We start from the raw sequence: 26,158 nt of genomic DNA on the forward strand, positions 1-26,158 counted from the left end.
CGTAAAATAAATGAGAATCAAAATCAATATTACCTGCAAAATCCACAATGTATTCTTATTCTTGAGTTATAATTTTTTACATGAATTCCACTCTATTTACATTTTTTGACCATGTTTAAAAAAGTTTTCTTCCAGATTCACTGGTTTTTAGGGATCACCGCGGGGCTTATACTCTCTTTAATGGGCGTAACGGGGGCGATTTACTCTTATGAACCACAAATTCTCAAATGGATTAATCAGGACAGCTATGTTGTTGAAGTGGCTCAATCACCCAAATTAACACCTGCTCAGCTTTATCAACATTTCAACCAAAAACAACCAGAAATCGAAATCAACAGTATTACAATCGCTTCTGATCCCGCCGCCTCTTCCACCGTGAATATTAAAAAAGAAGGTGCACGTCGCGGCTATAACATGATGGTCAACCCATATACAGCGGAAGTCTTACCCGATATTAAAGGTCGTGATACGTTGCAATTTATCCAACGTTTACACCGAAATTTAACTGCGGGTGAGTTTGGTGCACAAATTACGGGCGCCTCAACCCTGATGCTGATTTTCTTTGTATTGAGTGGTCTTTATTTACGCTTTCCAAAGAAACATACTTTTAAACAATGGTTCTTTATCAAACCCAAGTTAAAAGGCCGTAATTTTATTTGGGATCTTCATGCCGTTGTCGGTACATGGGTGGTTATCTTCTATCTACTGTTTGCCTGCACAGGCTTATATTGGTCGTATGACTGGTGGCGTGCGGGTATGTTCAAAGTCATGGGCGTCGAACAGCCACAACGTAACCAACAGCACAATGAACCTAGAAATAGAAAGCATAAAGAAGAAGGTTTATCGACTCAGCAGGTCAATACCATCCTGACCCAAACTTGGACAGGTGTGAATGCTCAAATTGGTCATGAATATTCAACATTGACCTTAAATATTCCAAAGCGTGATGATGCAAAAGTTGAAGTGTCTTTTGTGGATATCATCCCGCAACACGAGCGCGCACGAAATCAGGCCGTCTATAATTACCAAGATAAGCAGTTTGAAAAGTTTGAACTGTATGAAGATAAAAAGCTCAATGAAAAGATCATGAGCAGTATGCTTCCTGTACATCGCGGTAGTTTCTTTGGTTCGACCTATCAATTCATTGCGATGCTAGCGTCACTGACCATGCCACTGTTTTTCATAACTGGCTGGATGTTGTACTTAAAGCGTCGTAAACAAAAGAAACTCACTCAAGCCGCACGTCAATCACTTGGTACTCAACAGGTTGATCCAAATGCACAACCTTGGCTGATTACTTACGCGTCTCAAACAGGTGTCGCAGAGCAACTGGCGTGGCGTACAGCCACAAGCTTACAAGAAGCACAACAGCCTACCAACGTAAAACCGATTCAACAGCTTACTGAACAAGATCTGCTACAGGCACCACAGGTTTTATTCGTGATCAGTACCTATGGTACTGGTGATGCACCAGACCTCGCCTCTAGTTTTAGCAAAAAGCTGATGCAGCAAAGTCTTGATTTAAGTCACATGCAATATGCAGTGCTTGCGCTTGGCTCAAAGGAATATCCAGAAAGTTATTGCAGCTTTGGTTATGCAGTGGATGCATGGTTAAAACAATCCAAGGCACAACCGTTCTTCGACCTCATCGAAGTAGATAACGCCAATGCCAATGATATTCAGCGCTGGAATGAAGCACTTTCAGTCGTGACCAAGCATGAATTACATGCCATGAATATTGAAAAAGTCTTTGATCAATGGACATTAAGCGAACGCACTCTACTCAACCCAAATAGTGTAGGCCAAGCGGCTTACAATATTGAACTGACCACAGCTTCGGATATGACGTGGCATGCGGGAGATATTGCTGAGATTCAGCCAGCAAATAGCCAGACAGAGATCCAAAACTTTTTGGTTAAACACCAAATTGCAGCACAAATTGTTGTGCAATCTCTCAATCAGACTATTGAACAGGCACTTTGGGATAAAAATCTACGTGTTGAAGTTAAACCTTCCAATACTGTAGAAGAATTATTAGCTCAGCTTCCAACATTGCCAACGCGTGAATATTCAATTGCCAGTATTCCTGCCCAACAGCTATTAAGACTGGTGGTACGTCAAAACCGTGATGAAAATAATCAGCTCGGTTTAGGTTCTGGCTGGTTAACCGAATATGCGCCACTCAAACAACCGATTGCTCTACGCATCCGCACCAATGAATCGTTCCATTTAATCGATGATAACCGTCCAATTATCTGCATTGGTAATGGTACCGGTATCGCAGGTTTAATGAGCCTTTTACAGCAGCGTAACCGACAAAATTACACAGCCAACTGGCTCATTTTTGGTGAACGCCAACGCGAACATGATTTCTTCCATCAGGAAACGATTGAAGCGTGGAAAAACATGGGCACATTACAACGACTTGATCTCGCTTTTTCAAGAGATCAGCAACAGCGTATCTATGTACAGGATGTTTTACGTAATAATGCAGAGGAACTGCTGAAGTGGGTTCAGCAAGGTGCCGTGATTTATGTCTGTGGTAGTATTGAAGGTATGGCCTCAGGTGTAGACCAAGCTTTAACTGATATTCTTGGTGAAGCAACGCTGGATGAATTACGACAAGCAGGTCGTTATCGCCGCGACGTTTACTAACGTTATTCTTTTCTAAAAAACGGGTGCCAGTCACTCGTTTTTTTATTTTCCTAAGACAATCGGAGAGTTTGCCTTTCTTTTAATTTTGCATACACTTAGCACGGTTCAAATCGACTACGATTAAGATTATGCAAATAAGTTCATGGGTTCGTGTTTTTCTCGCCCTTATTGGTTCAGTTTTATTTTTAGATGGCGCTATTCTCATCGCATTTAAAAAGATTCATATTGGTACAGTGCTCCCTCTCCTGCTTGGATTATTTTTCTGCCTATATTCTTACTTCTATTATCATATTGAGCGTTTCTTTTTCTACCACTTCCGTTTGCATTCAATCTGGCGTTTTGGCTGGCTCTGTTTTTGGGCATGGTTAATTAGCTTAGGCTATTTCTTTGATTATCTTGCTGACAACAATGCAAAAACACAACATGTTTTACCCATAAAGGCCATTATTGTTTTGGGTAGCGGTGTAGAAAATGGAGAACCTTCGGCGACGCTGGCAAAACGTTTAGACCGTGCGGCTCCTGTTGCCCTAGCTCAGCCAAATGCGAAACTGGTACTGACAGGCGGGATTGATTATGGTGAAACGGATAGCGAAGCCGTGGTGATGTCTCGTTATCTACAGAAGCAATATAATATTCCTGTGTCACAAATCATTCTGGAAGATAAAAGCACCAGTACTGAACTCAATCTGAAAAACAGTCAGGCTTTATTACAAGCCCAACACATCAATATCCAGCAACCGATTGCAATTGTGACCAGTGATTTCCACACTTTAAGAGCTGCCGCAATTGCCAAGAAACAAGGCTATCGTGACATTACCTTGCTCGGTGCAACCACGCCTTTAGCCACACGCTATAACGCCTGGTTAAGAGAATATTTTGCTTATGCCAGCGGCTGGTTGCTGAATGAATATTGATTAAGGTTTTTCTGTTCAAATTATGATGAAGCTGAGTTATGCAAACGAATATCTCGAGGCAACGGAAGCTTTAACTCAGCAAACACATCTGGTCGTTGTAAGTAAATCTGGTATAAAAAATTCTTAATATCTAATAATAAAGCATCAGGGGTAACCAGCAGGTTATTCCCTTCAGGTGTTAAATCCAAAGATAAAATCGTGTTATTTTCTTTTAGAAAGGGAATCATCTTCTCAATAAAAGCCAATAAGGGTACTTCCTGAATTTCGTATTGCGCCCAATTGTCTTTAATCAATAATTTCGCCAAGCTTTTATTTTGCCATACAGATAACGCATGCTGACCCGATGGTGTTGAACATAAAGCCCAGCCGTCATGATAGAGCGCGATCACGTGACGTTGCATAATAATATTTTGAATAAATTGACGATAGGTGTCTTTGAGCGAAAAATTGGCAGGTGTAGCTTGAGATTTCGACGCAGCCTTGCGTTGATAAGGATTTCTCATAAAGTACTTCATATTAGAATCATTATATTGACGCTAATCATAAAATAACTTTGTATTGATTACAATGATATGAGATTGGGGAAGAAATATGGTGGGCGCTGACGGGATCGAACCGCCGACATTCTGCTTGTAAGGCAGACGCTCTACCAACTGAGCTAAGCGCCCTGAGGAATAAAAATTGATTGAATATCAATTTTTATGACGCAAGACAAACGGAGTGCGTAGTGTCTTACATTATCACCCTCTTGAACAGGGAATCAAGAGAATGGCGCAGCGGACGGGGCTCGAACCCGCGACCCTCGGCGTGACAGGCCGATATTCTAACCAACTGAACTACCGCTGCACTGTATTACTTCCATAGAGAAGTAAATGTCACAAATTATGGTGGGCGCTGACGGGATCGAACCGCCGACATTCTGCTTGTAAGGCAGACGCTCTACCAACTGAGCTAAGCGCCCTGAGCGAGGTAACAAATCTAAAGCAATGCTTTAGGAATTTGTTTGAATAAAAAGAATAAATTCTAATTTACTCAACTCTATCCAATCTTGCAATCTTAAAGTGGCGCAGCGGACGGGGCTCGAACCCGCGACCCTCGGCGTGACAGGCCGATATTCTAACCAACTGAACTACCGCTGCACGATAATTTTGCAATCATGGCAAACGAATATTAAAACTTAAGTGGCGCAGCGGACGGGGCTCGAACCCGCGACCCCCGGCGTGACAGGCCGGTATTCTAACCAACTGAACTACCGCTGCACTTGAGTCTTAACGTAAAGGCTTGGTGGGCGCTGACGGGATCGAACCGCCGACATTCTGCTTGTAAGGCAGACGCTCTACCAACTGAGCTAAGCGCCCTTAACGTCTTCATCGTTTGTGAGGTGCATTATAGAGAATCTTTACAGCCTGTCAAACGCTTTTGCCATTCTTTTCTGAAAAAACCGAACGAATGATTAAAAAATAAGTAATTCCATGCAAAAAATGATATTTTCGTATTTTATTTAAGCACTTATTCGCATTTTCATATTTAGTTTTCTAAGGCTTGTTCAGAAATATAGACCAGCGCTTGTTCAGAAACGAGATCAAACAGCTCAACGATTTCATCATTTTTCATTCGAATACAACCATGAGACATTGGAATGCCCATTGGCTCGGTGTCAGGTGTACCATGAATATAGATATAACGCTTAAAGGTATCGTGCCCTTCCCCATGATTAAAGCCTTCTTCCAGACCATCCAGCCATAAAATGCGTGACAAGATCCAGTCCCGTTGAGGAAATTGCTGAGCTAATTGCAGATCATAGACTTCACCAGTCGGTTGACGCGCGATAAATACTGCATGTTTTGGTGCATCACCACCAATCTTTTGTGCGACTTGATGCCAACCTCTTGGGGTCTTACCGCTATTTTCCTGTTCACCAATACCGTTTTTGCCCGAAGAGATCACATAGAATTTGTTATGTTTAGGCAAACGTAGCGTTTGTTGTGCCAAGTCTATGATGATGTCTGCCTGATCAAGGGTATAGGTCATTATTATCTCGATAAATGATAGAACACATTTATTTCAACATAGATGAAGCACTTTTTCTTGTACTTTTCAGTAGTTTTAGTGGGTGGTAGGTGTTAAAGCTGACGAGGAAAATAAAATAGAGTCGTAGACATGATCTGCGTTCTTTGTTCGTGTTATTCGGATATGTGTTGGATGGGACTTAAGATAAAGATTGCTTAATACATTTACTCGAATACGGTTTTCGTCTTGCGCATGAGAAATACATTTCCCAAGAGGTTGCTTTTCTTAACTCGCCACTTGCAGCATAGCTGCTCATCTTGCGCATGAGGAATATATTCCGCAAGAGCGTTGCTTTTCTTAACGCTGCTCAGGCTCGGGTCGTAACCACAACCACACGGCCACGATAAACATAGTGACATCGGTAAAAACTTTGACGAGGAATGGCGCATTGGTGAATAGCATCAAAATACCACTGAGCAGCATCATGATACTGGCGATCCATTTTGCTTTACGCGGTACTGTGCCATGTTCACGCCAGTTGCGTAAGGTGGGGCCATATTTAGGATGGTTCAATAACCATGCATCCATTTCAGGCCAGCCTTTAGAAGCAGCCCATGCAGCCAAAATCAGGAAGACGGTTGTAGGCATGCCCGGTAAAATTGCCCCAATGATTCCCAACGTAATAAAAATCACGACTAAGCTACGCCAGAATAAAGTTTTCATTGAGCAATTAACCAACAGCTGTTTACAACCGTGCTAGTATAAAGTGTTTTTATTGTGGTTTCTTAAACTTAACCTATTATTTCAATGATTGAGTGGCTTGATGTCGAAAATGATTACCACCCCTTGTTTTTTTGAGCCGTGGTTACAGTTTAACAATCCAATCGTACGGCATTTGGCATTCTGTATTGCCAGCCCGAATATCCTGACTGAAATTCCAAACGATCTCGCCATAAAAAATCATTTTGAATTACATCCTGATCAGAAATGGCAAACGCATTATCAAAATTATGAATCACGTTTACAGCAACTGGATCAGCAACCACAACCACTGATTGATTTTCTGGCCCAACTTAAAAGCACACGACTTGGCTTACGTTTTGAAAACTTACTCTGGTTCTGGTTATTGGATGATGACTACCATCCCTATCAACTGCTTGGGCATAGCATTCAAAAAATTGCAGGTGCCATTACCTTAGGTGAGCTGGATTTTGTTGTGCTCAATCAGGAAACGCAAGAAGTTGAACATTGGGAAGTTGCCTTAAAATATTATTTAGGCGAAGGCAAACTCGATCTAGCACAATGGTTTGGGTTAAATAGAGAAGATACGTTACAGCGTAAATTAAAACATTTTACCGAACGTCAATTCCAGTTTACCGAGGCAAATCATTATCCAATTCAGCGTAAGTTTGCAGTGATGAAAGGTCAGTTGTACTTGCCTACAGATCAAAGCGAATTAAGCATACCTTCGTGGATTAATACTTCACGGCGTTTAGGTCAATGGGGAACCCAGATACCAACTACACCCTATTATCGCTTACAACGACATGAATGGCTCTGCCCTGATCAAGACGCTTCATCGCTACCCGCTATCTGGTGGACCAATGGGCTTTATTATCACCATACACCAACGCCTAGTTATTATATGTTCCGCCAATCTTCACTTTTATTTAGTTTAACTTAATTGATTTGTTACTTAGGTAAATAACATTTCATAACACATTTACCATCAAACCCTTATGTTCATTTAATGGTAAATTTTTTAGCCTCTTAAGTACATCATAATTACATTTAAACGGAGAAGATGATGAAAAAAATCTTAGTTGCTTCGATCATGGCTGCTGTTGTTTTAACTGGCTGTAATACATTTAAGGGTTTTGGTAAAGATGTATCTAAAGCTGGTGACAAGGTTACTCAGACTGCCGAAAAAACTCAGGATAAAATGTAATTTTTATAGAAAAAGCATCCCTGAACCTTATCTAGACCTAGATAAGGTTTATTTTTAATACCTTTCTCGATCAGATTCCCCTATTATACCGGTTCATATTTCACCAGATTTAGCTACATCTCGCATGAACCATTCCGATACTCTTGAACTTAGTTTACAACTTCTACGTCAGCCGTCCGTCACTCCTGTTGATCATGATTGTCAAAATATTATGGCTGAACGCTTAGCAAAGATTGGCTTTAATATCGAAAACATGCGTTTTGAAGATGTTGATAATTTATGGGCGCGTCGTGGTACTGAAAATCCAGTATTCTGCTTTGCAGGCCATACCGATGTGGTGCCGACCGGCCATTTAGATGCATGGAATTCAGACCCGTTTTTACCAAGTATTCGCGATGGTAAGTTGTATGGCCGTGGCTCTGCTGATATGAAAACAGCGCTAGCTGCAATGGTGGTGGCTTCTGAACGTTTTGTTGCCAAACATCCGAACCATAAAGGCTCAATTGCATTTTTAATCACTTCTGATGAAGAAGGCCCATCGATTAATGGTACGGTTAAAGTGGTTGAGACATTAGAAGCGCGTAATGAAAAAATGACTTGGTGTCTGGTGGGTGAACCATCAAGTACGCATCAGCTTGGTGATATTGTTAAGAATGGTCGTCGTGGTTCATTAAATGCCGTTTTAACTGTTCATGGTAAACAAGGCCATGTTGCCTATCCACATCTGGCAGAAAATCCAATTCATACCGCATCTAAAGCGCTCAATGAGTTGTGTGAAACCGTTTGGGACAATGGCAATGAATATTTCCCTGCGACCTCATTCCAGATTTCAAATATTCAGGCAGGCACAGGTGCGACCAATGTGATCCCGGGCACTTTGAAAGTAACTTTCAACTTCCGTTACTCAACTGAAGTCACCGCTGATATCTTGAAACAACGCGTACTTGAGACTTTAGATAAACATCAGCTTAATTACGACATTCAATGGACTTTGTCTGGTTTACCCTTCCTGACTCCAGTCGGTGAGCTAGTGAATGCAGCAAAAACAGCAATTAAAAATGTGACTGGCGTTGACACTGTACTATCAACCAGCGGTGGAACCTCAGATGGTCGCTTTATCGCGCCAACAGGTGCACAGGTGCTAGAGCTGGGCGTATTGAATGCCACCATCCATCAGATCAATGAGCATGTCAATGTCGCAGAATTAGAGCCACTCGCTGAAATCTATGAGCAAATTTTAGTAGAGCTACTTGCTTAAACATTACAAGAGCACATAAAAAAGGAACTCAAATGAGTTCCTTTTTTATTACAGTCCCAGTTGGGCTTGTATATTTTGCAGATTAGGGACATAAAACTTGTTTTCCCCCATCTTCACATATTGAAAGACTTTATCATCATCAATCTCACGTTCTTCATCGACAATCTCCGAAATACGTAAACGGATCGACTCGGGCATTTCATTACAAACCAGTGCAAAACGCTGTGACACATCCTCACCTTCTACAACCAGCGCCACACCTTGTTTTTGCTCAGGATCATTCACCGCATAAACAGGCAGCTTCAAATCATGCCATTCAATATGTTCAACATTGGTTTGAGTATCCATTGCTGACAAGACAATATTCTGCGGCAACAACATCGGAACCTTTTGATGACATTCAATAATGTATGCATCAATAAATCCCGTTGAGACCGTAATTAAATGTTGTAACTCTTGCTGGTCAATCTGCCCCAATGCCGAGTTTGCGCTTTTCTTTACCATTTTTTCTACCTCTTAGCGCACAGCCAGTAAACTTTCGATATTTTCCAGAAGTGCTTCTTCCTGGAATGGTTTACCCATGTATTGACTTACACCAAGCGACAATGCACGTTCACGATGTTTCTCACCTGTACGTGAGGTGATCATGATAATTGGCAAGTCCTTATGCAACTCATGGTGTCGTACAAGGTTTGTGACCTCAAAACCATCCATACGTGGCATTTCAATATCCAGTAGCATCAGGTCAGGTTTCACTGTTTCGAGCTGCTCCATCGCATCAACACCATCTTTGGCAGTGACCACATCATAACCTTGGCGCTCTAATAGACGCGAAGTCACCTTACGTACGGTGACCGAGTCATCGACAATCATGATCAGGCGGCGTTCATCATAACGCTGTTTAGTATAAGTCTCATCGGCCTGCTTACTACGTGCAGTCGACTGCGCTTGTCGCGCAATATTCTGACCATCCAGAATTAAACAGACCTGACCATCACCCAGAATCGTTGCACCCGCAATGACACCAATACTAGAGAACTGCTGTCCGACAGGTTTTACCACAATCTGACCACGCGAACCAATCAACTGATCCACCAGTAATGCCGTAGTCTGGCCTTGTGCACCTTTGATCAGCAATACAGGTAAAGAATGCACCACACCACTCAAACGCGGAATTGGCTGTCCTGCCACAAACTCAGAAAGATAGCGTAAACGGTAACGTTCCTGATCAATGGTGAAATAGTCATCCTGACTGTCAAAGTATTGCTCAAGTGCCATTGGTGAAATACGAACAATACGATCGATCTGTGCCAATGGGAATGCAAACTGTTGATCGCCTGCTTTAACCATCAAGGCATCACTTACTGCAACCGTTGTTGGAACTCGGATGGTAAAGGTAGTGCCTGTACCCAATGTAGAATCTACACTGACATGGCCACCCAAAGCTTTAATATCGCTTTGTACCACATCCAGTCCTACACCACGCCCAGAAATCTGTGTAACCTGAGCAGCGGTACTAAAACCAGGATGGAAGATAAATTGTAAAATCTCTTCCTGTTCCAGCTTCTGATCTGGCGTCATTAGACCCGTTTGCAGTGCTTTTTCTTTAATACGGTTAACATCGATCCCTTTACCATCATCACTGAAAGTCACGACCACATCAGTACCTTGACGACCAATGTTCAGGACAATGTGACCAGTTTCAGGTTTATTGGCTTGTAAACGCTGTTCACGATCTTCAATACCATGGTCAATCGCGTTACGTAACATATGTTCAAAAGGTGAAACCAGACGCTCAAGAATACTACGGTCTAATTCTCCTTCAGTATTGTTCACCACCAATTCAGTTGGACGGTTCAATGCTGAAGCGGTTTGGCGCACGATACGCTGTAAACGCGGTAACAAGCGTGAAAATGGTACCAGACGAGTACGCATTAAACTTTCTTGAATCTCAGCCTGAATACGAGATTGTTGCAGCAACAAGCCTTCTGTATCACGAATCTTCTCAGACAATGTGGTCTTGAAGTCAACCAAATCCGAAGCAGATTCGGCCAGTGATTTTGACAACTGGTTCAGAGATGAATATTGGTCCATCTCTAATGGGTCGAAGTCGGCATAACGCGCATCTTCTCCGCCATGTCGTGCAATAATCTGACTTTCCAGCTCACCTTCCATTCGACGTAACTGATCCGCCAAACGCTTGATCGCCAGCTCCATTTCCGTCAGCGTACCGCCCAATTGACCTAAGTCCATCTCGATACGCGAACGGTTGATCGCATTTTCCCCTGACAGGTCAATCATCTTCTCGATGACATCTGCAGAGACACGAATCATTTCATTATTCTGTTCAATACGTTCTGTGGTTTCCCACTCACCCAGCATTGATGGCGGTTCTGTTCCATCGCCCTGAACAAACTCCATCGTATATTCAGGCGTGAAGATATCTCTCGCAGAAAGTTTCTGAGGAAGTTGTGCCGAAACATCGACAAACTCCATCTTCTCCAGACTTTGTTTTAAACCATCAAAATTCGCATATTGACGCTTAAAGATGGCCTCATGCAGCCATGCTAATGCGGTATTCAGCAGGTTGTCATACACATTTGAATTGAAATGATGAACACCAAACTGCTCAAAAGCATTTTCTAAATGATAGGCAATTACAGCAATGGCATCCATTTCAGCCATGCGTGCGCCACCTTTTAAGCTGTGGGCATTACGTTGTAACTGTAGCAGCACACTACGATTACCACGTTGTTCAAACCATTGCTTCAATAAGCTTTGTGCCTGTTCCAGCAGCTCTTCTGCTTCCTCGAGGAAAGTCTGCTCGACCAGCGAACGAACATCATCGTCCAATGGCTCTGCCACCGTCTCAAGGGTTTGAGTTGCAGAAGTCGCATCAACTATCTCATCTGAGGCAACCGCGCTTGTTTCTGGCTCTAATGTCAGCGTCTGTGCATCAAGTGCAGGTTCAACTTCGGCAAATTCAGGTAATTCGGCTTGCGCTTCAACAACATCTGTTTCAATTGCTGCAAATGCATCTACAGCCTCAATCACTGGCTCAAGCGTTACAGGAGCAACCGTTTGGTCTGCCTGTTGAAGTAACTGCACCACATGCGATGATGGATAATCTGTTTGCTGATCGCGAATGGTCTGAATGCGGTCTGCAATATCGTCCTGAACTAAACGAATAATTGCCACCAATTGTGGAGTCGCCTGAGTTTGCTGATTGATCAGCTTTTCATAGATGGTTTCCAGCTCATGCGCAATCAAGCCAATATGACGCGCCTGAATCATATTTGAACCACCTTTTAAGGTGTGCAAATAACGCATCAGATTTTTTAGAGCATCCAAATTCTGATGATCGGCGGTCCATGTGCTTAAGTCAATATCAATCCCTGCAAGCAGTTCATCGGCTTCTTCAAGGAAAATATCCAACAAATCTGGATCAAAGTCACGATTTGACTCTGCTGATTGTAATTGCTGCTTATCCAGTGCCAGTTGTGCTGCAAACGCAGTTACATCGACAGTTGCATTGGCTGGGATTGCAGTTCCCGAGTTACTTGTCTCAACAGCGCTATCATTGGTCTGTGTTTCAACCGTCTCAAGGACAGGTTGTGGCGTAGCGAAAGTAACATCAGCTTGCGGAGCTGTAACCGTGGTTTTTTCCAAATTATGGAGAACGGCCAAAGCATGCGTTGCTGGATAATCGACATGCTGATCACGAATAATTTGAATCCGATCAGCAATATCATCCTGTACAGCACGAATCACAGCAATGAGTGCAGGTGTTGCTTGAATTTGCTGGTTAATCAACTTTTCATAAATGGTTTCTAGCTCATGCGAAATCAGGCCAATATGACGTGCCTGAATCATATTTGCACCACCTTTTAAAGTATGCAAATAACGCATCAGATTCTTTAAAGCATCAATATTTTTATGATCCGCCGCCCATGTATTGAGATCAGTATCAATTCCTGCAAGCAGTTCATCTGCTTCTTCAAGGAAGATATCGAGCAAGTCTGGATCAAAATCACGGTTCGCTTCATCCGAATCTAACTGTTGCTTATCCAGTGCAAATTGGGCAGCTAAGTCAGTCACAGCGCTTGAAGTTGCTTGTGGTTCAACCGCCAAAGTTTCTTCAACTGTATGGGTCTCGACATCCACAGCTTCTTGCTGCACAGACTCAACATTTTGCTGAGTAAATGAGCTTAATTCATTTAAAACACGTTCATGTGCTTTGGTTAAAGTGACACGCTGACCGGCTGCCAAGGTATCAAATAACTGGATAAACTGTTGATGAACTTGATGGTAAAGTTCAAAAGCATAATCAAGATTGAGTAAACTTGGTTTAAAAATAAGATCTTGATAGCTTGAACGCAATAAACTGGTGTACTGATACATACCAATCGTTGCATGATGATGCGTATGCTGCAACAGAATTTCGGCCTGTTGACTCAGTAACTGGATATATTGCGGGAACTCATGGCGTGCTCGCTTCTCGAAATCAAATTCAACATCCAGTAAGTCATTAATTTCCAATTCAATTAATTGAGATACCAGACCTTGTGGACGTATTGCTTCACCATTCTTTTCTTCTAACTGGAAGTCATAGCTGTCCCACGCAACATTAAAAGTCTCATAAATTTCATTGAACTTTTGTTGAGTACCTTCATGCTTCAAGGTATGTAAATAATCACCGACAAACTGTGCATAATGCGTCAATAAAGCTGTTTCATCTGAACTTGAGTCCAGCTCTTCCTGTAATAATGTTTTAAACAGATTTTCAACTTTTGAACTGGCTTCAAAGACATGATCGACATGCGCCATTGCAGAACTGCCACGCAAGGTGTGCAACGCACGAATCAAGGTATTGTATTGATCATTGCTTGGACGATCATTTTGTAAGAACTGATTGATGGTCGCCAAATGTTCTTCGGCTTCTTCCTGGAAAATGGCCAGAGTTTCTTTGGCCAGTGCCTCATCTTCAAACGGCGTCGCCAATTCAAGCTCAGATACAGGCTCAACTTGCTGTGGCGCTTGATCCTGTGCATCCGTTTCAACGACAACATCATCCACTAGCTCAAGACCAGTCAATGCCTCGTCATGATTAAGATCAGTGGCAAGATTTAAAAGCTCTGCCAGCGCAGGTTCAGGACTTTGCTGCTGTTGTAATTGTTGTCCGAGTAAAACCAATGGTTTGAAGTCGACCTGATGGGCCTGAACTGCCTTAAAGTCATGCGCAAGTTTAAAGCGATAAAGATTAAAAACCGATTGTACAAAACGCTGAATATCAGCATTTAAAGTAATCGTGCCCGCAATCACACGATTTAAAGTATCTTCGACTGTCCATGCCAGCTCACCTGAAGACTTTGCGCCGACCATTCTTCCAGAACCTTTTAAAGTATGGAAATGTCGGCGAATATCGGTCAGCACATTCTGTTGATGTGGTTGTTCTTTCCATTGAACAAGTAATGGCTCTAACTCAACAAAGATCTCATCTAATTCTTCAATAAAAATCTCAAGAATCTCTGCATCTTGTTCAAGATAACTGTCTTCAGGAAGCGTCATCGTTTCAACTAACGTTTTTAATATTTGTTTCATAGCTGCTTCTTTCGTTTTTATCCACCAACGTGGGTAAAAATTACGTCTATCTATCACACAAGATGTAGTTCCACTTCGCCATCACCTTGTTGAGATATCCAACACATCTAAAATGGAAAGACAGACACCCCCATCTGCCTTTCCAATTCGTTTTACTCAGGTAACTTAAAGTCAGTTACTGATTCACGTAACGATTCAGCCATATTTGCCAACTCAGAAACTGAGCGTGCTGTATCAAACGTTGCTGTTGTCGTTTGTGACGTAATTTCCTGTACAACATTCATCGTAGTTGCAATATGACTTGCAGAAGCAGACTGAAGTTTTGCTGCATCCGAAATGCTTGCAATCAGTTTCGCCAAGTCACCCGATACTGTTTGAATTTCATCCAGTGCAATACCCGCATCTTTTGCCAGATTCGCACCACGAACAACCTCGGAAGTAGTTTGTTCCATCGAGATTACGGCTTCGTTGGTATCCGTTTGAATGGTTTTAACCAGACTTTCAATCTGTTTGGTTGCTGATGCAGAACGTTCTGCAAGACGCTGTACTTCATCGGCTACGACTGCGAAACCACGACCTGCTTCACCTGCCATCGACGCCTGAATTGCTGCATTTAATGCCAGAATGTTGGTTTGGTCTGCAATATCGTTAATCAGCGAGACGATATTACCAATCTCTTGAGACGATTCACCCAAACGTTTAATACGTTTCGAGGTTTCCTGAATCTGTTCACGAATGTGATCCATACCTTCAATTGAACGGTTTACCACTTGTGCACCATTGGTCGCAATCTGTACCGAACGTTGTGCTACATCAGCAGATTCAGATGCGTTGGCAGATACTTGGTCAATGGACAGTGCCATTTCGTTCATTGCCGCGGATGCACCCGCAATTTCTTGCGCCTGATGTTCAGAAGCTTCGGCTAACTGGTTGGTAATGTTCTGGGTATCTTGGGTATAGCGTGCAACTTCTTGAGAAGTATCCGTGATTCGCGATACAAGGTCACGTAACTGATCGATCGCAAAGTTAATCGAGTCGGCAATTGCACCTGTAAAGTCCTCAGATACTGTCGCATAAGAACGTAAGTCACCATCTGCCAAGTCTGCGATTTCATCTAATAAACGTAAAATCGCATTCTGGTTACGGTCATATTCGTCTTGTAAACGGGTTACACGCTCTTTATCGGTGTTACTACGTAAAGCAAGTAATTGTAGTGCAGAGAAAACCAGTAAGCCTAAAGCACCGATTAGCACGATACCTGCAATAACATTGCCCCAGCCACCTTCAGCTTTATTTGATAACGCATTTAAAGAATTCAATAGCGCATCAGATTGAGAGAAGATTTGCGAAGATGCCTGACGTACACGCACGATCTGGTTCGCGTTTTGCAATACCGTTGCCGCTGCTGATTTCAATACGGCGTCATAGTCAGATTTAATGCTGTCTACAGACTCACGTAAAGCAGCTGAACTAATACGGTCTACACCCAATTCAGAACTACCATTTAACTGTGCATTTAAATACACACCAAAGGTATCAATATCGGCACCGAAGTCATTTGCAGAAACGCTAGAATTATCTGTACCGACCAGCACCGAGTTGATCGAACGTAAAATACGTTCAGCAATAAACACTTGGTTCTTGGTGATAATTACCTGACTACTCGGCATGTTCTCACGTACCATCTGGTCAACCATCAGGTTATATTCAGCCTGAATCTCAGGGATGGTATCGCTAATCGCAATGTTGGTATCATAAAGCTGATTAATGACTTTCTGTTGTGATGCAATCAGGTCAATATTTTTAGAGATTCCGCCCCAAAGCTCATTCACCTTCTTGTATTCATCTGAGCCTTTACCATAGACACTTTCAACCGTTTCAAGGTTTTCAGTAAATTGCTTTTCCGATTCAACCAGCTTTTTCATCTCTTCAGGTTTACCCGAAGCTGTCGCTTCTGTCGCCTGACGTGAAATGGTTTGCGATAACAAACGCAATTCACCCAGACTACGGGTTAACTGGTTTGAACGCGGTACACTAACGAACAAGTAGATTAAGAGGATGACTGCAAGGGCCAAAGCAATTAAAGCACGATAGATAATCGGTTTTGATTTCTCAGTTTCACCGAATAAACGGGAGAACTGATCGAGTTGCGTTCGTATATTATCGAGAAACGCTCCACCCTTTTTCAGCCCCGCACTATCACTACCATTCTTTTTTTTAAGTTTAAAGCCCATGTCAGCTTCTCCCCGAAATACGCCTTTATCTTCCGTAGCGTATTAAATTAGTTTATAAATTTTATTGATGCATTCATGTATTGAGGATTTTTTAATAATCGGCTCAATAAGAACACATGCCATTGTTGATTATGTTGGTGGAAATGACCTTGGCAATAGTCTTTTAACTTATTATCCAGATCATTATTTTGAGAGAAAAAACTCTTTTTATTAAAGTGCTGAATCCCCAAAACCTGATCAACGACCAACCCCACATAATGATCTTGATGGCTAATACAAATCACTTTTTGCGTCGGAGAAAACTGGCTTCTTTGCCCTGAAATAAAATGTGTTAAATCAGAAACCGAAAGCAGTCTTCCACGAATATTTGCCAAACCACGTACCCACGCCTGAGTATTTGGTACCGGTGTATATTTCGGAGGATAAATTACCTCAGAAATTTCCCCCAATGGCGCAACAAAATATTGCCCCAACATCTCAAATGCAATGCCCGACCAACGGTTCGTTTCATTTTGAGTTGAAGTATATTGTTTATTGCCTCGCTTGGATAAACGAAGCAACTCGATAAATCCATTTGCTGCCATACCCTATCCCGTATTGAATAATGAGAAGGCTCACATTGAGCGAATTAACTTAATAATTGTTTAATCACATCAATAAGTTGTTGTTCATCTACAGGCTTGGTCAAATAGTCACAAGCACCCTGACGTTTACCCCAAACACGGTCAGTTGCCTGATCTTTGGTACTAACGATCACCACAGGAATATGCTGTGTGTCTTTACCTTTACTGATTTGACGGGTTGCCTGAAAGCCATTCATCCCTGGCATAACCACATCCATAAGCACTAAATCAGGTAATTCTGCTTGTGCCAAGGTCACCCCATCTGCACCATTGGTTGCTTCAATTACATCATAACCGTGCTTTGTTAAAATTTCTCTAAAGCGAAAAGTTTCAGTAGGTGAATCATCTACAATAAGTATGCGAGCCATTTTTTCCTCAATCTTTAATTTTATGCGCTAACGTGGTTGCGAATCGCGTTTAACAACTCATCTTTACTGAATGGCTTGGTTAAATACTCATCCGAACCCACGACACGGCCTTTCGCCTGATCAAACAAACCGTCTTTGCTTGACAACATAATGACTGGAATATTTTGATAATTTAGAGAGTTTTTAATTAATGCGCAGGTTTGGTATCCGTCTAAACGAGGCATCATGATGTCAACAAAAACGATATCCGGATTAGCTTCTGCAATTTTTGATAATGCTTCAAAGCCATCAACCGCAGTAATGACTTCACAGCCTTCACGTTGCAATAACGTTTCAGCTGTACGACGAATCGTTTTAGAATCGTCAATCACCATCACCTTTAAATTTTGAAATTTATCTTCCATTTATTGTCCTGCCCCAATACTCAATACAAATTATGGTTGGTTTAATTTGTTTTATACAGATCAGTTGATATTTTTAACATATCTTTACTTGCATTATCAATGAAGTTTTTTGAACCAACCTATCAGTTTCTCTAAACAATCCTAAGCAGATCACACTTTTAATTAAATTCCTAATTTTTTTGCCTAATAAGTATTTTTAAATGTATAAATTAGCACTAATATACAACTGATTATTATTTAAAAATAAGTGATTTAATTAACTTTTTTCGGGGAATGTAATGGCTGGTTCGTTAAAGTGCGGTTTCCGCATTCGTCACTTTACAACGATTACGCGTACTTACATCTGCTCATTTTTTCTATTTTTTGTTGCAAGTTCAACTTTTGCCGTAGTGGAACCCACCAAAGCCACTTGGTACCGCTATTATGACAAGAACGGCGTTGCCAATGTCAGCACCTCAGTCACCCCTGAACACATCCGTTATGGTTATGAAGCGCTTGACCGCAATATGCAGGTGATTAAGCGTAATCGACCTTATAATGCTACTGTTGATGCGCAACAATCTGCTCAACGTGAATCTGTTGCCCGTCGTCGGGAACAGGATCTAAGATTAAAACGTGCTTATGGCAATACCCAGATCGCCACCGCCAAACGTGATCAGATTTTAGCGAATTTAAAGAAGCAGCTGAATTATCAACAGGAGCAGTTACAGCAACTACAAAAAGATAAGATTGCTTTTAAGCGTCAGGAAATGGATTACCATCGTAAAGGTGAAATGCTGCCAGCCCAATTAAAAAGCAATCTGGAAAATAATTCCAAGAATATTGAGAACGTCAAAAAAACCGTTGAAAGCCTGCGCAATGCCTACCATAAAACAGAAATTGAATACGCAGATATCATTAGCCGTTTAAAGACACTGGAATAAAACGCAGCCATTAAAAGTAAGAAATTACAGGGCCAATTCTGCTTTTATCTCATCTAAATGCCTCTACATTTTCAACATTTAAATACATTGCAGTGGTTTATACTGCGCTAAATTGAATGATTCATGTCATAATGCCAACAGCTCAAAGTGAGCCTATTATTTTTGCTCCTTGTTGTAGCATCTTTTAAATAACACTTAACTTTAGGACAGTTTCCATGCGCGCAAGCCGCTTTTTATTTGCAACGTTAAGAGAAACCCCAAATGATGCTGAGGTCATTTCACACCAGCTCATGTTACGTGCGGGGATGATTCGTAAATTAGCTTCAGGCTTATACTCTTGGTTGCCCATGGGAACGCGCGTTTTAAAGAAAGTAGATGCGATTGTGCGCGAAGAAATGAACCGTTCAGGTGCATTAGAAGTCTTTATGCCAGTGACGCAACCTGCTGCGCTTTGGGAAGAGTCTGGTCGTTTTGAACAATACGGCCCAGAATTATTACGTTTTAAAGATCGTCATGATAATCCATTCGTATTGGGTCCAACCCACGAAGAAGTGATTACCGATTTGGCACGTAATGAGCTAAAAAGTTATAAGCAATTACCCCTGAATTTTTATCAGATCCAAACCAAATTCCGTGACGAAATTCGTCCACGTTTTGGGGTGATGCGCTCTCGTGAATTCATCATGAAAGATGCGTATTCATTCCATACAGATCAGGCATCATTGCAAGAAACCTATGATGTGATGTATGACACCTATAGCCGTATATTTACCCGCTTAGGACTGGATTTCCGTCCAGTACAGGCAGATACAGGTTCAATTGGTGGTTCAGCTTCACATGAGTTCCATGTGCTTGCAGCCAGTGGTGAAGACGATATCGCGTTCTCAACTGAATCTGATTATGCAGCCAATGTTGAAATGGCTGAAGCAGTTCTAGTGGGTGAACGTGCTGCCGCGACTCAAGCTTATACGCTTGTCGACACACCAAATCAGAAAACCATTGCAGATGTTTGCCAATTCCTGAATGCAGATGCAAAGCAATCGGTCAAAGCATTATTGGTGCAAGGCCCAACGGATGAAAAAGGTAATACACCAGTGGTTGCCCTGTTCTTACGTGGTGACCATGAGCTGAATGATATTAAAGCTGAAAAACATCCGTTAATTGCTGCACCTTTGACTTTTGCAACTGAAGCACAGTTACAAGAACATGGTTTGACTGCTGGCTTCTGTGGTCCACAAGGTCTGGTTGAAAAAGGTTTAACAGTTATCGTAGATCGTGCAGCATCGGTATTGGCTGATTTTGTTGCTGGTGCCAATGAAGTAGACAAACATGCGACGGGTGTAAACTGGGATCGTGATGCCAAATTCACAGAAGTATTCGACTTACGTAATGTCGTCGAAGGCGATCCATCTCCAGACGGTAAAGGCACACTTCAGATCAAACGTGGTATTGAAGTCGGTCATATCTTCCAGTTAGGAACCAAATATTCAGAAGCCCTAAACTGTAAAGTACTGGGTGAAGATGGTAAGCCATTAACCGTGACAATGGGTTGTTATGGAATTGGTGTAACACGTGTGGTGGCTGCTGCTATTGAACAGAACTTCGATGACAAAGGTATTATCTGGCCACAAGCGATTGCACCTTTTGAAGTGGCAATCGTACCAATGAATGCACACAAGTCACCGCGTACACTCGAAGCAGCTGAAGCGCTTTATGCAGAACTGCAAGCACAAGGCTACGACGTATTACTGGATGACCGTAATGAACGTCCGGGGGTGAAATTCTCTGATCTTGAATTGATGGGGATTCCACATCGTATCGTGATTGGTGAAAAAGGTCTGGATGCAGGCACTTTCGAATACAAAGGTCGTCGCGATGCAGAAGCAAGCAATCTGAATAAAGAAGAATTAATGGCAAAACTTGTCCGTTAATCTGACCAACAGATGTAAAAAAGCCGTTTAATTTAAACGGCTTTTTTATGGCTTAATTACACGGTTAAATCTTTTACAGTTTCAGATGGACCATTATTTTTAACAGATTCAATGCCCTTGTCACGTGACTGCTCACTAGCGTAAAGCTGACTGGTACCAATCACCTGATGATTCGCTGCTTTTAAATTAAAATAAGGTTTGTCATTTTTTGAAGTTAAACGCTCATAACGGGCATCATCTGGACTATTTTTCTGAACAGATGCAATACCATTCATTGCCGCTGCTTTGGTTTTATATAATTCACTATTTAAAACTGGCTCACCATTTCCTGCTTTGAGTACAAAACGGTATTGCCCATCGCTTGCCTGACTTACTTCGAACCATCCTGCCATAAGGACCTCTATTTATTGGAGTTACATTTTGATTGTTATCTCATCCAATATAGATCAGCAATTGCCGTTTAAGAAGATTAACTTTTGTTCGTTTTTGGTAATTTACTTTATAACTTAGTTTTCAAATTAAGCTAAGTTATAAAGTACTGATTCCTCGAGCTACTCGCTTTCTTTTAAATGTCTGCGTAATATTTTTCCAATATTTGATTTCGGAATTTCACTCACAAATTCGATATATTTTGGACACTTATATGCAGTCAAATTGGCTTTCGCATAAGTTAAAATTTCATCAGCCGTTAAAGATTCGTCTTTTCTGACAATAAATACTTTGGGTACCTCACCCGATTTTTCATCTTTTATACCAATAGCAGCCACCTCAAGAACTTTAGAATATTGAGCCATTACTTCTTCAATTTCTCTTGGATATACATTAAAGCCAGAAACCACGATCATGTCTTTTTTTCTATCAATCAGCTCAATATATCCCTGCTCATCCATTATCCCGATATCACCTGAACGAAAAAGCTGAGTCTGAGTCATTGCCTGTGCAGTTTCTTCTACTTTTTGCCAATATCCCTGCATCACCTGAGGACCACGTATGGCCACCTCGCCCGCCTGACCATAAGGCAGCTCATTGCCCTGTTCATCAATAATCACCACATCTGTTAAGGGAACAGGAATACCTACCTTTCCGCTGAAAGTGGTTTGACCTTTGGGATTAAAAGTTGCCAACGGACCCGTCTCTGAAAGACCATAAACCTCACAAATAATATTGCCAGTCAGTTGCTGCCATAGCTCTGCCGTGGCCTGTAAAGTCGGCATCCCCCCACTCACGGCAAGTTTAAAATCAGAAAAGTCGATGGTTTTAAATGCAGGCTGATTTGCGAGTGTATTAAATATGGTATTTACGCCAGGAAATACATGTGGCGAATAACGATTCCATGTTTCGAGAATGTAATTGATCTCTCGTGGATTCAGTATCAATACCACGGTTTGCCCAGAATATAAGCTATATAAGATACTAAATGAAAATGCAAATATATGATAAAAAGGCAGAATACATAAAATTCGGCTACTGCCACCTTGCGCTGATAACACCAGGTTTGGAGAAAAAGCAGCATCCATCTGCAAGGTATTAATAAATAAATTCCCGTGCGTTAGGATCGTGCCTTTAGATAGCCCTGTGGTTCCACCCGTATACTGAAGTAAAGCAATATCTTTCAGCTCTAATTCAGGTCGTTGATAATCAAGCGAACTGGTCTCATTTATAATATTTTTGAAGTGATAAGTACGTCCTGTAAATACAGGTTGATCCGCTTTGTTTTCTTTTAAATGTGGATATTTAGCTAATGTGTCTTCAGTCAACAAATCTGAAATTGATGTTTGAATAATCGTTTTAACTTTTGTTTGTGCTTCAATTTCCTGAAAAGTTGCAACCGCGGCATCAATCATAATCAGTACTTCCGCGCCTGAATCATTTAATTGATATTGCAATTCACGAGCAGTGTACTGAGGATTAACATTAACCGCGATATAACCTGAACGAAGAATGGCACATGCAATGACTGGGTATTGCAATACATTAGGCAGCATGATTGCGATGCGTGTTTGCTTCGGAAAATTTAATTGTTGTAAATAACTTGCAAATCGAAGACTAAGTTCATCCAGTTCTGCATAAGAAAGTATTTGATCGTGAAAAATAAAAGCAGCAGCATGACGATATTGCTGAAAAGATTGCTCAAGCATCTCAAGGAGAGATTCATGTTGAGCGGGTAACTGTAACTGATGAGAAATATTATACTTCTGGTATTCATTATGCCAAGGACGATTAATTTTCATTTATAAAGTCTATTTATTGAGTGAAATTTCAAGTATAAATTTTTCTACTCAAATAAAGTGGCTGCTTATGTAAAAGAATGTGAACTACACCACATAGCATAGCCACATAAAACTTATGATAATTTTTAATACTTTAAATTGAACACCGATCAGAATATTTATTATTTTTCTGGGCATATCCTCTTCTTTTTCTAAGTAATATCGGCTCAATATTCTTTATTTAAACGCATACATAAAGCGAAAATAAAAATGGCTTTAATCTAAATGCAGAAAGGAGCATTTATATGCTCCTTTCCAAGTCTATTTAATTAAACTTTTTTCACAAACTCAGACTTCAGTTTCATTGCACCGACGCCATCAATTTTGCAATCAATATTATGACCATCGCTTGCATCTGGCACCAAACGAATACTTTTTACTTTGGTCCCCACTTTAACAACAGATGATGAACCCTTAATTTTTAAATCTTTGACAACAGTGACGCTATCCCCATCGGCTAAAACATTGCCATTTGCATCTTTAATAATGTCTTGTACTTCAGTAGCCTGACTCTCGCCTTCTTTCCACTCATGTGAGCACTCTGGGCAAATCAATAAATCGCCATCTTGATAAGTATATTCTGATTGGCATTGTGGGCAATTTGGAAAAGACATAAAAAAATCTCAAAAAGGCTATTATGAGGGATAGACGCCTTTTTTCAAAACTTTAAGCTTGAATGTCCTTCCCAAGCAAATAATTCTTTAAGACCAGCGCATGATTTAACTCAGGATCTTTAGCCGCATAAATCAAAGTTAACTGCTCATGTTCTGCCATCTGTCTGAGTTCATTTACATGTGGATTGCCTTCAAGCTCCTGATAATAACCTTCCTGAAAAGTTAACCAATGCTCAGCTTTATGACAAAACGCCTTTCTCAATTCAGTGGAAGGCGCAATGTCCTTAAGCCATAAATCCAGCTGTGCACGCTCTTTGGAAATCCCTCGGGGCCACAACCGATCAACCAGAACACGCTGACCGTCAGTTGCTGCAACAGGATCATAAATACGTTTAATTGCAATCAGCACATTAATCTCCTGCTGGGCTTCTGCTTAGCTTTCCATTAAAATATCAATCACCTGACCTTTCGCATCAAAGCTGACACAAATCACATATTGGGTAATCTCATCAGGCAAAGTGAAATCCAGCATTTCACGGCTATCGATCTCATCACTTTCCCATGGTGCGGCCAATACCAATAAATCCAGAACCTGTAACGGTGTAGGTAAAGCGCTTCCAGAATATTTTTTCCAATAATCAGGCTCAATTTCTTCAAGATGATGCTGGATAAACAACTCCACACTATCTTCTGCTTGCTGATTTTCTAAAGCTGCCCGCATTGCAGCACGCGCAAGCTGTTCTCGTCCTTTAACAATTGCTTGTTCAGACATTTGATTCCCCAATTTAATTTATTCATCCAATATTTTTTGTTTTTCTTACTCAACCGATTTTACTTAACGAAAGTCTTTATTCGTCAGGTATATCCGCTTGAACCAACAAGCCCAATAAATACAAGGATTCTTGCCACCCCAGATAACAAGCTTCTACAGGAATCACATCTGGAATACCAGCTTGCGTAATATGCACCTCTGTACCTACAGCAACGGCTTTTAGCTCAATCGTGACCTGAATATCACCAGGCAAATTTGGATCATCGAATCTATCGGTATAACGCAGCAGCTCATTCGGGACAATTTTAATATATTTCCCACCAAATGAATGGCTACGTCCTGTCGAAAAATTGGTAAATGACATTTTATAAGTTCCACCTTCCTGTGGATCCAGATGGTGAACTTTTGCGGTAAATCCATGCGGTGGTAGCCATTTTACCAGCGCGTCAGGATCAAGAAAGGCTTTAAAAACACGCGCAGGGGGCGCACTTAATACTCGATGTAGTTTTACTGTTCCAGTCATTATTGTTCTCCCATATCACGATCATTGTGTTTGGTCGATTTATCATAGCGACTTGGCATGTGAATGCTATGCCACTGATCTTTCATTTGAACACGATTATCGAGAATCTAAAGCTGCTTTTTTGTGAAAAATGGCGCAAAATAACAGTCCATATTTTAGTGATCAGAATGCAGCTTAGGATTGATCTATGAGTCAACTTGCTTTTACTGCTTTTAGCTTAAATGGTGTAGATGCGCAAAAATTTTTACAAGGCCAAGTCACCATTCATGTTGAACGCTTACCAGAAAATGAAAGTCGCTATACTGCTATTTGTGATTTAAAAGGACGTATTCATTTTGGTCTATGGATTAAAAAATTAAATCCAGAAAGTTTTGAGTTAGTGACCACTCAAGACCAAGCCGAAGAATTTGCCAAGCATATTAAAAAGTTTGGTGCTTTTTCCAAAATGAAATTAGAAGAAACAAGTTCGGTTTTCCCAACAGTCAATGACATTCAAACCGATTTTTCTTCAACAGAAACAGATATCAATGCTTGGCAAATTAAAGCAATTCAATCTGGACAAGCATGGATTCAACAAAGTACTGAACACTTATTCCAACCACAAGAATTACGCCTGCATCAACGTGATGGTGTCCATTTCGATAAAGGCTGTTACTTAGGTCAGGAAATCGTGGCACGTCTTTGGTTTAAAGCAAAACCAAAACACTGGTTACACCTCATACAGGCTCAAGCGGATGTGCCAGCACCTCCCACCCAACTGAGCAAAGATGTTGAAGTGGTCAATAGCATCGCATTTGAAGATGGCTATCTAGCGCTTGTGATTGCCAAACCTGCTGCACTGTCAGAACTTGGCGTGACTGTTTTGGACTTGCCTGATGCATTGAATGGTGATGTGGCAAGACCTCAATAACACCTCATCCATATAAAATAATGTATTGATTAGCCTCCAAAACTGGGGGCTTTTTAATTACTTTTGAAGTAGCAACGATATAAATAAGAACATACTCACCTTGCAACAATCCAAATGACTTCAACAGCCATACCAATCCTATTTAAAATAAAGTTGAAATCCCGTTCTTGTCGAAAATAGAAATGAGCGGTATTGTTTAT

The 26,158-nt window shown here is 41.2% G+C and carries 23 protein-coding genes and 6 tRNA genes; 8 read left to right on the plus strand and 21 right to left on the minus strand.

Annotation, left to right across the window (positions count from 1 at the left end; all coding sequences use genetic code 11):
• Positions 1–111: 111 nt before the first annotated feature.
• The gene (locus A9Z07_RS11590; RefSeq protein WP_069578847.1) at positions 112–2,655 is read left to right on the plus strand and encodes a PepSY domain-containing protein; all 2,544 of its coding nucleotides are present in this window, start codon (positions 112–114) and stop codon (positions 2,653–2,655) included.
• A 128-nt stretch (positions 2,656–2,783) separates the two neighbouring features.
• Entirely contained in the window at positions 2,784–3,569 is a 786-nt protein-coding gene (locus A9Z07_RS11595; protein WP_069578849.1) for a YdcF family protein, read from the plus strand.
• Between the two features lie 20 nt (positions 3,570–3,589).
• Here the strand turns inward: A9Z07_RS11595 and A9Z07_RS11600 are convergent, their stop codons facing one another.
• The 9 genes from A9Z07_RS11600 to A9Z07_RS11640 form a co-directional block, all read right to left on the minus strand.
• Positions 3,590–4,072 carry a DUF2750 domain-containing protein gene (locus tag A9Z07_RS11600; protein ID WP_069578850.1) on the minus strand — a complete coding sequence of 161 codons (483 nt, stop codon included), beginning with the start codon at positions 4,070–4,072 and terminating at the stop codon, positions 3,590–3,592.
• A gap of 89 nt (positions 4,073–4,161) precedes the next feature.
• A tRNA-Val gene (locus A9Z07_RS11605) sits at positions 4,162–4,237 on the minus strand.
• A 101-nt stretch (positions 4,238–4,338) separates the two neighbouring features.
• A tRNA-Asp gene (locus A9Z07_RS11610) sits at positions 4,339–4,415 on the minus strand.
• A 39-nt stretch (positions 4,416–4,454) separates the two neighbouring features.
• Positions 4,455–4,530 (minus strand) — tRNA-Val (locus tag A9Z07_RS11615).
• Between the two features lie 101 nt (positions 4,531–4,631).
• Positions 4,632–4,708, minus strand: a tRNA-Asp gene (locus A9Z07_RS11620).
• A gap of 43 nt (positions 4,709–4,751) precedes the next feature.
• A tRNA-Asp gene (locus tag A9Z07_RS11625) sits at positions 4,752–4,828 on the minus strand.
• Positions 4,829–4,851: 23 nt separating this feature from the next.
• Positions 4,852–4,927, minus strand: a tRNA-Val gene (locus A9Z07_RS11630).
• Between the two features lie 169 nt (positions 4,928–5,096).
• The gene (gene elsL, locus A9Z07_RS11635) at positions 5,097–5,600 is read right to left on the minus strand and encodes a cell wall-recycling L,D-carboxypeptidase ElsL (RefSeq protein ID WP_069578852.1); all 504 of its coding nucleotides are present in this window, start codon (positions 5,598–5,600) and stop codon (positions 5,097–5,099) included.
• A 336-nt stretch (positions 5,601–5,936) separates the two neighbouring features.
• Positions 5,937–6,302, minus strand: a complete 366-nt coding sequence (locus A9Z07_RS11640; RefSeq protein ID WP_004775350.1) for a YbaN family protein — start codon at positions 6,300–6,302, stop codon at positions 5,937–5,939.
• Positions 6,303–6,402: 100 nt separating this feature from the next.
• Between A9Z07_RS11640 and A9Z07_RS11645 the strand changes: the two genes are divergently transcribed.
• The 3 genes from A9Z07_RS11645 to dapE all read left to right on the plus strand — a co-directional run bounded on the left by A9Z07_RS11645 (position 6,403) and on the right by dapE (position 8,785).
• On the plus strand, positions 6,403–7,263 hold the full coding sequence (locus tag A9Z07_RS11645) for a DUF1853 family protein (RefSeq protein ID WP_047429484.1): 861 nt from the start codon (positions 6,403–6,405) through the stop codon (positions 7,261–7,263).
• A gap of 120 nt (positions 7,264–7,383) precedes the next feature.
• Positions 7,384–7,527 (plus strand): entericidin A/B family lipoprotein, encoded by a 144-nt coding sequence (locus A9Z07_RS11650; RefSeq protein ID WP_167510625.1) that lies wholly within the window; start codon positions 7,384–7,386, stop codon positions 7,525–7,527.
• Positions 7,528–7,651: 124 nt separating this feature from the next.
• A complete protein-coding gene (dapE, locus tag A9Z07_RS11655; protein WP_005259356.1) occupies positions 7,652–8,785 on the plus strand; it encodes a succinyl-diaminopimelate desuccinylase in 1,134 nt (377 codons plus the stop codon).
• Positions 8,786–8,833: 48 nt separating this feature from the next.
• Here the strand turns inward: dapE and A9Z07_RS11660 are convergent, their stop codons facing one another.
• The 6 genes from A9Z07_RS11660 to pilG form a co-directional block, all read right to left on the minus strand.
• A complete protein-coding gene (locus A9Z07_RS11660; protein ID WP_004775357.1) occupies positions 8,834–9,289 on the minus strand; it encodes a hypothetical protein in 456 nt (151 codons plus the stop codon).
• Between the two features lie 12 nt (positions 9,290–9,301).
• A complete protein-coding gene (locus tag A9Z07_RS11665) occupies positions 9,302–14,386 on the minus strand; it encodes an Hpt domain-containing protein (protein WP_069578853.1) in 5,085 nt (1,694 codons plus the stop codon).
• A 152-nt stretch (positions 14,387–14,538) separates the two neighbouring features.
• Positions 14,539–16,620: a methyl-accepting chemotaxis protein gene (locus A9Z07_RS11670; RefSeq protein WP_005259361.1), complete on the minus strand. Its 2,082-nt coding sequence runs from the start codon at positions 16,618–16,620 to the stop codon at positions 14,539–14,541.
• A gap of 47 nt (positions 16,621–16,667) precedes the next feature.
• Positions 16,668–17,204: a chemotaxis protein CheW gene (locus A9Z07_RS11675; protein ID WP_004775363.1), complete on the minus strand. Its 537-nt coding sequence runs from the start codon at positions 17,202–17,204 to the stop codon at positions 16,668–16,670.
• 44 nt (positions 17,205–17,248) lie between these two features.
• The gene (locus A9Z07_RS11680) at positions 17,249–17,611 is read right to left on the minus strand and encodes a response regulator (RefSeq protein ID WP_004775365.1); all 363 of its coding nucleotides are present in this window, start codon (positions 17,609–17,611) and stop codon (positions 17,249–17,251) included.
• 20 nt (positions 17,612–17,631) lie between these two features.
• Entirely contained in the window at positions 17,632–18,015 is a 384-nt protein-coding gene (pilG, locus tag A9Z07_RS11685; protein ID WP_004652356.1) for a twitching motility response regulator PilG, read from the minus strand.
• Positions 18,016–18,293: 278 nt separating this feature from the next.
• Here pilG and A9Z07_RS11690 point away from each other — a divergent pair, with 278 nt between their 5' ends.
• Both A9Z07_RS11690 and A9Z07_RS11695 read left to right on the plus strand, forming a co-directional pair.
• Positions 18,294–18,938, plus strand: a complete 645-nt coding sequence (locus A9Z07_RS11690) for a hypothetical protein (RefSeq protein ID WP_069578855.1) — start codon at positions 18,294–18,296, stop codon at positions 18,936–18,938.
• Between the two features lie 215 nt (positions 18,939–19,153).
• A complete protein-coding gene (locus tag A9Z07_RS11695) occupies positions 19,154–20,869 on the plus strand; it encodes a proline--tRNA ligase (protein ID WP_005259366.1) in 1,716 nt (571 codons plus the stop codon).
• A 56-nt stretch (positions 20,870–20,925) separates the two neighbouring features.
• On the opposite strand, the gene A9Z07_RS11700 is transcribed toward A9Z07_RS11695, so the two are convergent.
• From A9Z07_RS11700 to A9Z07_RS11725, 6 genes are all read right to left on the minus strand, one after another.
• On the minus strand, positions 20,926–21,261 hold the full coding sequence (locus A9Z07_RS11700) for a YegP family protein (protein ID WP_004775368.1): 336 nt from the start codon (positions 21,259–21,261) through the stop codon (positions 20,926–20,928).
• A 159-nt stretch (positions 21,262–21,420) separates the two neighbouring features.
• Positions 21,421–23,094, minus strand: a complete 1,674-nt coding sequence (locus tag A9Z07_RS11705) for a long-chain fatty acid--CoA ligase (RefSeq protein ID WP_069578874.1) — start codon at positions 23,092–23,094, stop codon at positions 21,421–21,423.
• A gap of 314 nt (positions 23,095–23,408) precedes the next feature.
• Positions 23,409–23,753, minus strand: coding sequence for a zinc ribbon domain-containing protein YjdM (locus A9Z07_RS11710; protein WP_004775370.1), 345 nt, complete (start codon positions 23,751–23,753; stop codon positions 23,409–23,411).
• Positions 23,754–23,805: 52 nt separating this feature from the next.
• A complete protein-coding gene (locus tag A9Z07_RS11715; RefSeq protein WP_069578857.1) occupies positions 23,806–24,162 on the minus strand; it encodes a DUF488 domain-containing protein in 357 nt (118 codons plus the stop codon).
• Between the two features lie 24 nt (positions 24,163–24,186).
• The gene (locus tag A9Z07_RS11720) at positions 24,187–24,525 is read right to left on the minus strand and encodes a DUF2004 domain-containing protein (protein ID WP_069578859.1); all 339 of its coding nucleotides are present in this window, start codon (positions 24,523–24,525) and stop codon (positions 24,187–24,189) included.
• A 76-nt stretch (positions 24,526–24,601) separates the two neighbouring features.
• Complete coding sequence (locus A9Z07_RS11725; protein ID WP_004775373.1) at positions 24,602–25,048, minus strand: SRPBCC family protein; 447 nt, start codon at positions 25,046–25,048, stop codon at positions 24,602–24,604.
• A gap of 187 nt (positions 25,049–25,235) precedes the next feature.
• Here A9Z07_RS11725 and A9Z07_RS11730 point away from each other — a divergent pair, with 187 nt between their 5' ends.
• Complete coding sequence (locus A9Z07_RS11730; RefSeq protein ID WP_069578861.1) at positions 25,236–25,958, plus strand: YgfZ/GcvT domain-containing protein; 723 nt, start codon at positions 25,236–25,238, stop codon at positions 25,956–25,958.
• Positions 25,959–26,158 lie beyond the last annotated feature (200 nt).

It is taken from the genome of Acinetobacter sp. YK3 (assembly GCF_001729365.1).
Taxonomy (GTDB): Bacteria; Pseudomonadota; Gammaproteobacteria; order Pseudomonadales; family Moraxellaceae; genus Acinetobacter; species Acinetobacter vivianii.